The sequence below is a fragment of the Sphingorhabdus sp. genome (assembly GCF_023910635.1).
GTDB lineage: Bacteria > Pseudomonadota > Alphaproteobacteria > Sphingomonadales > Sphingomonadaceae > Sphingorhabdus_B.
Map to the genome: position 1 here is coordinate 23,002 of NZ_JAAVVZ010000029.1, position 6,786 is coordinate 29,787.

Here is a 6,786-nt window from a genome sequence, read left to right on the forward strand (position 1 = left end):
CGGCAAAGCGCAGGCTTAGTGGTTCTAAGTCTAGCTTTGCCAACGTAGCAATGGACAGTATGGGTCAAATCCGAAGGACGCCAAAATGGCTTCGATATCGAAACAAAATGCCCTTGCAGGCAGAATTACTGCCTGCGGCGGCCATTTTCCTTCGATATCTTTGCCATTTTGACGCCGCGAAGGTGGATTTAATAGGTCCTGACCCTAGGTTTACGAAACGATTCTGATATGGGGTTGTCCGCGCGTTTCCACGGTTGTGTTTTTGCCTAGCCCTCGAAAAATTGTCTCAACAATCTTTGCAAGCTTCTCCACCCTCAACTTAACAGTGCCAATGCTAAAAAGCGCCTCCGGGTGTACGTAGCACTGCACCATCTGGTTGATTAATGACACGGTCTCATCAATCGAGAGGCCTGCAAAATAGCCCTGCTCCATGGCTTCTGCGACGATCAGGGAAAGATAATGATCTCCCAGATCAACATAGCCGCGCACAACCTCAAAATATTGTTGGCCAATTTCGAGGTAACTTTTCAGCAGGTCTGGTTCGGCCTCATATTGCTCAACCATCGCAAGGTAACGCCGCGCAAAATATTGGTACATCTTTTCCTGAACAGGCAAGTCGGATTCGGTTACCTCAACCATTATCCGGATTTTTTCGGCAAAAAAACTCTCGGCCACAGCCTCAAGCAACGCTTCTTTATTGTCGAAAAAACGATATAGATTGGATGGCGACATGCCAGCCGCAGCCGCCAGATCCGTCATTGAGATATCTACCGCCCCGCGCTTGCGGACCAAGTCATCGACAACCTCAAGTAATGCAGTTCTTCCGGCATCAATGTCTGTCTGCGGGCGCGCCATCTCACATCCTGTATTGCATTAGTATAACAGTTTCATGATATATAACAAAATATTTCAATTTTCAATCAATCAAATGTAAATTGTCCCTGCGGCGTTGTCCCTTGAGCGATTTCATTATGTTCTACCAGACCGGAAAGTGTCAGCCCAAGAAGCCGAACCCCCATTTCGGCCGGTAAAATTTGATCAAGCAACGCATGCCCAACTTGCGCGATGGTCGCACGATCCGACAAGGCCTGCCCAACGGTTCGGGAGCGCGTGATCGTTCGGAAGTCCGAATAGCGCACCTTCAGCACTAATGTCCTGCCCTCTGCCTGATACCGGTCAATGCGGTCCCAAACGATATCGACTATTTCTTCCAATGCATCGCGCAATTCTGGCTCACTGCTTTTGTCGTTGAAATAGGTGCTTTCCGCCCCGATAGATTTACGCACAGCATTTGCGTTGACAGGACGGTGGTCAATTCCGCGCGCGGCCCAGAAAAGATAGCCGCCCCAACTACCAAAATGCTGCGCCAGCCACGCCTCATCCTTGAGCGAAAGGTCCGCGCCCGTATTTACGCCAAGCTTTGCCATCTTCTCAGCGGTGCGCGGCCCGACACCGTGAAAACGGCGGACCGGAAGGCTAGCTACGAATTCCGGGCCTTGATCCGGCAAAATGACGCACATTCCATCGGGCTTATTCTGGTCGCTGGCCAGCTTTGCAATGAACTTGTTATAGCTTACACCAGCGCTCGCGGTAAGGCCCGTCTCGTCGCGGATAGCCGCGCGGATAGCCTTGGCAATCTTCACCGCTGACCCGATGCCCTGCTTGTCATGGGTAACATCAAGATAGGCCTCATCCAACGACAGCGGTTGAATGAGGTCGGTGTGCCGCGCGAATATTTCGCGAATTTGCAGGGATACCGCTTTGTAGGCCTCAAACCTTGGTTTGACGAAAATCAGGTCGGGGCATTGCCTTTGCGCCGTGACCGAAGGCATGGCCGAGCGTACACCGAACGCGCGCGCTTCATAGCTTGCCGCAGCAACTACACCACGCTTGGATGAACCACCTACGGCGACAGGCTTTCCGCGCAGGTCAGGGTTATCTCGCTGCTCAACACTGGCGTAAAATGCATCCATGTCGACATGGATTATCTTGCGGATGAGAGCAGTATCCCCTTCCATCGCAGACCAAAGCCTACGAACCCAGCGACATCCGCAACGCTTTGCGGTCAAGCTTGCCGATCATTGTTTTTGGCAAGACATCCATGATCGTGACACCCTGAACGCGTTCATGTTTACCCAATTTCGGGTTGAGCCACGCCGCAAGCGCCGCGCCATCTTCGGTCGCACCATTGGACAATGTCACAAAGGCGCGCGGAATTTCGCCCAGATACGCATCAGCAACGCCAATGACGAGCGCTTCCTTGACCGCAGGATGTTGGTAAAGCACATCTTCAACTTGGCTTGGGAACACCTTAAACCCGCCAACGGCGATCATATCCTTCAACCGGTCAACGATGAAGATAAAGCCATCTTCGTCAATCGTCGCGACGTCGCCTGTGCGCAGATATTTGCCGAGAAACACTTCTGCATCCGCCTCTGGCCGCTTCCAATATCCGCACATAACCTGTGGACCAGAAAATATAAGCTCACCAGGTTCGCCGGGTAGAGCGGGCTTATCCGGGTCCTCCTTGTCAACAAGCCGGACATCGGTTCCAGGGACAGGTTGCCCGATGCTGCCAATCTTGTTCATGCCCTCATAGGGGTTGCACGAGACCACGCCTGAGCTTTCGGTTAAGCCATAGCCTTCGATAACGACGGCTCCAGTCGCTGCTTCAAACCGCTTTTTCAGTTCACCGGCCAAGGGCGCGCCGCCCGAAATACAGGCGCGAAGGCTACTGAAATCGGTCTTTGCAAGGTCCGGGCAATCCAGCAAGGCTTGATACATGGTCGGCACGCCAGGAAGCGAAGTTACCTTTGCGCGGGCAATCGCTGCCAAAGCCGCCTTTGCCTCAAATCGGGGCAACATGACAATTTCACCACCATTGGCAACTGTGCGATTGAGGACAGTTGCATTTGCGAAGACATGGAAAAACGGCAGGACACCAAGAATACGATCGTCCAATGGTCCATCAGGATGATTCATTCTACTGTGCGGATCAAGCATGTTAATCTGCCGCGCATTGGCCGTGATATTCTGATGACTTAACATTGCGCCTTTGGGGGTGCCGGTAGTGCCGCCCGTATATTGCAACTGCGCAATATCTTTTTCGGGTGCGCATGGCTGAATCGCATAATTGCCTTCATTTGCAACCAGATGGGCAAAAGTTGACACGCGGCTATCAGAGGGTATCGCCGCAATCTCGCTGCGTTTGAACAGACGGTAAGCCCAGCTTTTCGCTTTTGGCAAAGCTTCTGAAACGCTTCCTACGATCAATTCTTTCAGACTGCTATTGTCGAGCACCTTCATCGCCGTGGGCAGAAGCGCCGCCGCAGAGACCGTGAACAAAATGGAAGTGCCGCTGTCGGCAACCTGGTGCGCGAGTTCATCAACGGTGTAGAGCGGCGAAAAATTCACAACCGTCGCCCCCGCTGCCAAGGCGCCATAATAAGCTGCAATATAGTGCGGCACATTGGGCAGGAACAGGCCAATATGGTCACCCTTGCCAATGCCTTTGTCCTGCAACCCGCGGGCTACGCGCCGAACCATGGCAGCGACCTCGGCATAACTATATTTGCGGCCCATGAAGTCGGCCATTGCAGCGCGGCCCATGCGCTCTGCCGATTGAAAAAACATGTCATGCAGTGCCAATGCGGGAAATTGCTGGTCCCATTTGGCAGGATGAAAATAATGGTCGTTCCAAATGCTCTGTGTCATGCAGACATTATGCCGCGTGATACCAACCAACGCCATCGCGAATTTCACATTTTATCCGTCCGGCAAAATGCAAATGCCGCAGATGTGCCTGCGCCTCACCCGTAGCTAAGCCATACACGGTGTCATCAATTTCGCGGTCGAATAAAAGGCTAAAAGTATCGACGGCCCGCATTTCGGTGGTACGCAATTCGCGCTCAAGCTTATCAAGCCGTTCATGATGTCCCGAGGCAAGCTTGTCCAGACGGACATGCACACCGGTAAATGGCTCCCCATGCGCAGGCAGCACCAACATATCTGCGGGCAAAGCCGCGCGGAATCTCGCAATGGACGCCAGCCATTCACCCAACGGATCGGCCTCCGGCTCGCTGTCCATGACCGATACGTTCGATGTGATGCGCGGCAAAATCTGGTCGCCGGCGATAATCATATTGTTATCAAAATCGACCAGGCTCGCATGCTCAGGTGTATGGCCACCGCCAGTCATGACGGTCCAGTCGCGCCGCCCGACGCGGACAACTTGCCCGTCATCCATGCGCACATGTCCCGTTGGCAACCGCGACACCGCGCGCGCAAAGCCGCCCCAACCTGCTTTACGCAGCTTTTCAATGCGCGCCTCGTCAAAGCCGGCAAATCGACGGTTGTTGAGGACTTCCTCGGGCGGCTGTTCTAACTGTTCGCTCGTAAGCATCCGCGCCATCAGCCATTCGGTGCGGTTCATCCAGATCGGCACTTTGAACTTGTTTGCCAACCAACCAGCGCAGCCCACATGGTCTGGATGGAAATGCGTTACGAAAATCCGCTTGAGTGCGCGCTCGGCCAGCACGCCTGCAAACATCGCCTTCCATTGATCAATCGTCGCTGGCATGAACAGGCCGGTATCGGCAATGGCATATCCGCCGTTCGCCTCATCCAACAGCCATAGATTGATATGCGCCAAGTTGCCGGGGACGGGCATCCGCGTCCAACCCATATCGGGCGCTATTGGGTAAATTTCGCCATATTGCGGGGCGTGTTCGCCTAAGGGGTAGGTTAGCCCCTTCAGCTCTCTTGCTTCAAAACCATGGTCGGCAAGCGATGCGTCATATGCGGGGGGTGTGGAAATTGCCATCCCCCCGCCGTGCCTTAATCAAGCGATTAAGGCAATCATCACGTTTCGATTATTCGCCAGCTTTTTTGAACAAAGTGTCGGCGGTCAATTCTGCCTTGCCAACATTTTCGTCTTCGCCGTTCAACGCAGCTTCTGCGCGACGTGCAGCTTCGGTTCGTTCTGCGCGCAATTCTTCGATCAAAGCGTCACGATCGGTTCCAAGGCGCGCGTCGTTGGCAGCTGTATTGTCGATACCGGCTTTCTTTGCAGCGCGATTCACTATCGCATCCAGCTCGCGCTGCGATGTCAGACCAAGCGTCACTGGGTCCTTCGCCTGAATTTCAGCAATGTTCCAGTGGCTACGCTCACGAATGGCGGCAATTGTATTGCGCGTCGTACCGATTAGCTTGCAGATCGCACCATCCGAAATTTCAGGGTGATTGCGCAACAACCAAGCAATACCATCTGGCTTGTCCTGACGCTTCGATACTGGTGTATACCGCGGGCCTTTTGTGCGACGAACCTGATCCGGACCCTTTGACATTTTGAGGACATAGTCCTCATCCGCCTGACCCTTTTCAATTTCTTCCATCGCCAGTTCACCAGCGTGAACAGGATCACGTCCGGTATATTTCGATCCAGTCATGTCATCAGCCATGGCCTGCACTTCAAGGATATGAATACCGCAGAACTCGGCGATTTGCGAGAAGCTCAAACCCGTGTTGTCGACCAACCAAGCGGCGGTCGCATGTGGCATCAAAGGGGTGGCCATTTCATTTGCTCCAATAATAAGGGCCGCCCCTTACGGAGCGGCCTGAATGTCGTGCTGCAGCATTAGGCGAAGTTTGCCATATCGGCAAGCGACAATGCGCGTTTGGACTTGCACGCGCCGCACCACCCGTGCATTCCGGAGCAATCATTGGGGGAAGAAATGCTACGTTTGATCAAATGGCTCTTCATTTTATTGCTTGCCGCCCTGGCTGCGCTGTTTTTCTGGGGCTATGCGCCTGACACGCAGGCCGCCCAGATGGAGCGCAAATATAGTAACTCCGCTTCGCGCTTTGCCGAATTGGAGCCTGGCCTGCGCGTGCATTATCGCGACGAAGGAAGGCCGGACGGACAACCGCTCGTTCTTATTCACGGCTCAAACGCATCGCTGCATACATGGGAGCAGTGGGTTGCGATTTTGGGCAAAAACTATCGCGTTATTTCGCTTGATCTTCCTGGACATGGCATGACTGGAAATAACCCAGCAGGCGTCTACGACAATGCATCTTATGTTAGCGTCGTTGACCGTTTATTGGCCAAGCTAAATGTTGATAAGGCAGTGATCGGTGGCAATTCGATGGGCGGCGGCGTGTCGTGGTTATATGCATTGGAGCATCCGGAGAAGGTCGAAGCTTTGTTGTTGGTTGACGCCAGTGGACAGCCATATGCAAGGTCCGGAGAAATGCCACTTGGATTCCGGCTGATGCGCATGCCGGTGATAAAAGAAGCCGCACGCTTCATTGCCCCCCGCAGCATTTTTGAATCGAGCGTCAAAACGTCGATGAGCGTTCAATCCAAAATCAACGACAAACTCATTGATCGATACTGGGAATTAAACCGCTACCCCGGCAACCGCGACGCAACCATGAAACGCTTTTCAAGTCCCAAGAGCATGGCACCTGGCACAAAAGAACGGCTCTCGGCGATAAAGGTGCCAGTTTTGATCTTATGGGGCGCAGAAGACAATTTAATCCCCGTCAGCTCGGCCAAATGGTTCGCTGAAGCCATACCGCAGGCGAAACTGGTCATTTACCCCAATGTCGGCCACATCCCGATGGAGGAAATTCCTGAAAAGAGCGCCGATGATGTCAAAATCTGGCTGGATGGCGTGGCGACAAAAACGCCATAATTATAAACCTGCCTAGGTCACATACTCATAAATTGGATTCCCAAAGTGATTGATATCTGATTCAATGCTTTTTCTGGAAGGGAGAAGC

6 protein-coding genes are annotated in these 6,786 nt (G+C 53.2%); 1 reads left to right on the forward strand and 5 read right to left on the reverse strand.

The genetic code is table 11. The features are described 5' to 3' along the window. Positions 1–210: 210 nt before the first annotated feature. The 5 genes from HEQ34_RS12815 to HEQ34_RS12835 form a co-directional block, all read right to left on the reverse strand. Entirely contained in the window at positions 211–855 is a 645-nt protein-coding gene (locus HEQ34_RS12815) for a TetR family transcriptional regulator (RefSeq protein WP_296201095.1), read from the reverse strand. A 65-nt stretch (positions 856–920) separates the two neighbouring features. Beyond that, positions 921–2,018: a DNA polymerase IV gene (dinB, locus tag HEQ34_RS12820; protein WP_296201097.1), complete on the reverse strand. Its 1,098-nt coding sequence runs from the start codon at positions 2,016–2,018 to the stop codon at positions 921–923. A gap of 13 nt (positions 2,019–2,031) precedes the next feature. Continuing rightward, a complete protein-coding gene (locus HEQ34_RS12825; protein WP_296201105.1) occupies positions 2,032–3,750 on the reverse strand; it encodes an AMP-binding protein in 1,719 nt (572 codons plus the stop codon). Continuing rightward, on the reverse strand, positions 3,722–4,822 hold the full coding sequence (locus HEQ34_RS12830; protein ID WP_296201099.1) for an MBL fold metallo-hydrolase: 1,101 nt from the start codon (positions 4,820–4,822) through the stop codon (positions 3,722–3,724). The genes HEQ34_RS12825 and HEQ34_RS12830 overlap by 29 nt, the downstream gene beginning before the upstream one ends. Positions 4,823–4,871: 49 nt before the next feature. Further along, positions 4,872–5,573 (reverse strand): DUF1013 domain-containing protein, encoded by a 702-nt coding sequence (locus HEQ34_RS12835; RefSeq protein WP_296201100.1) that lies wholly within the window; start codon positions 5,571–5,573, stop codon positions 4,872–4,874. Positions 5,574–5,732: 159 nt separating this feature from the next. On the opposite strand from HEQ34_RS12835, the gene HEQ34_RS12840 reads away from it, so the two are divergent. Next, positions 5,733–6,698: an alpha/beta hydrolase gene (locus HEQ34_RS12840; RefSeq protein ID WP_296201103.1), complete on the forward strand. Its 966-nt coding sequence runs from the start codon at positions 5,733–5,735 to the stop codon at positions 6,696–6,698. Positions 6,699–6,786: the final 88 nt, after the last annotated feature.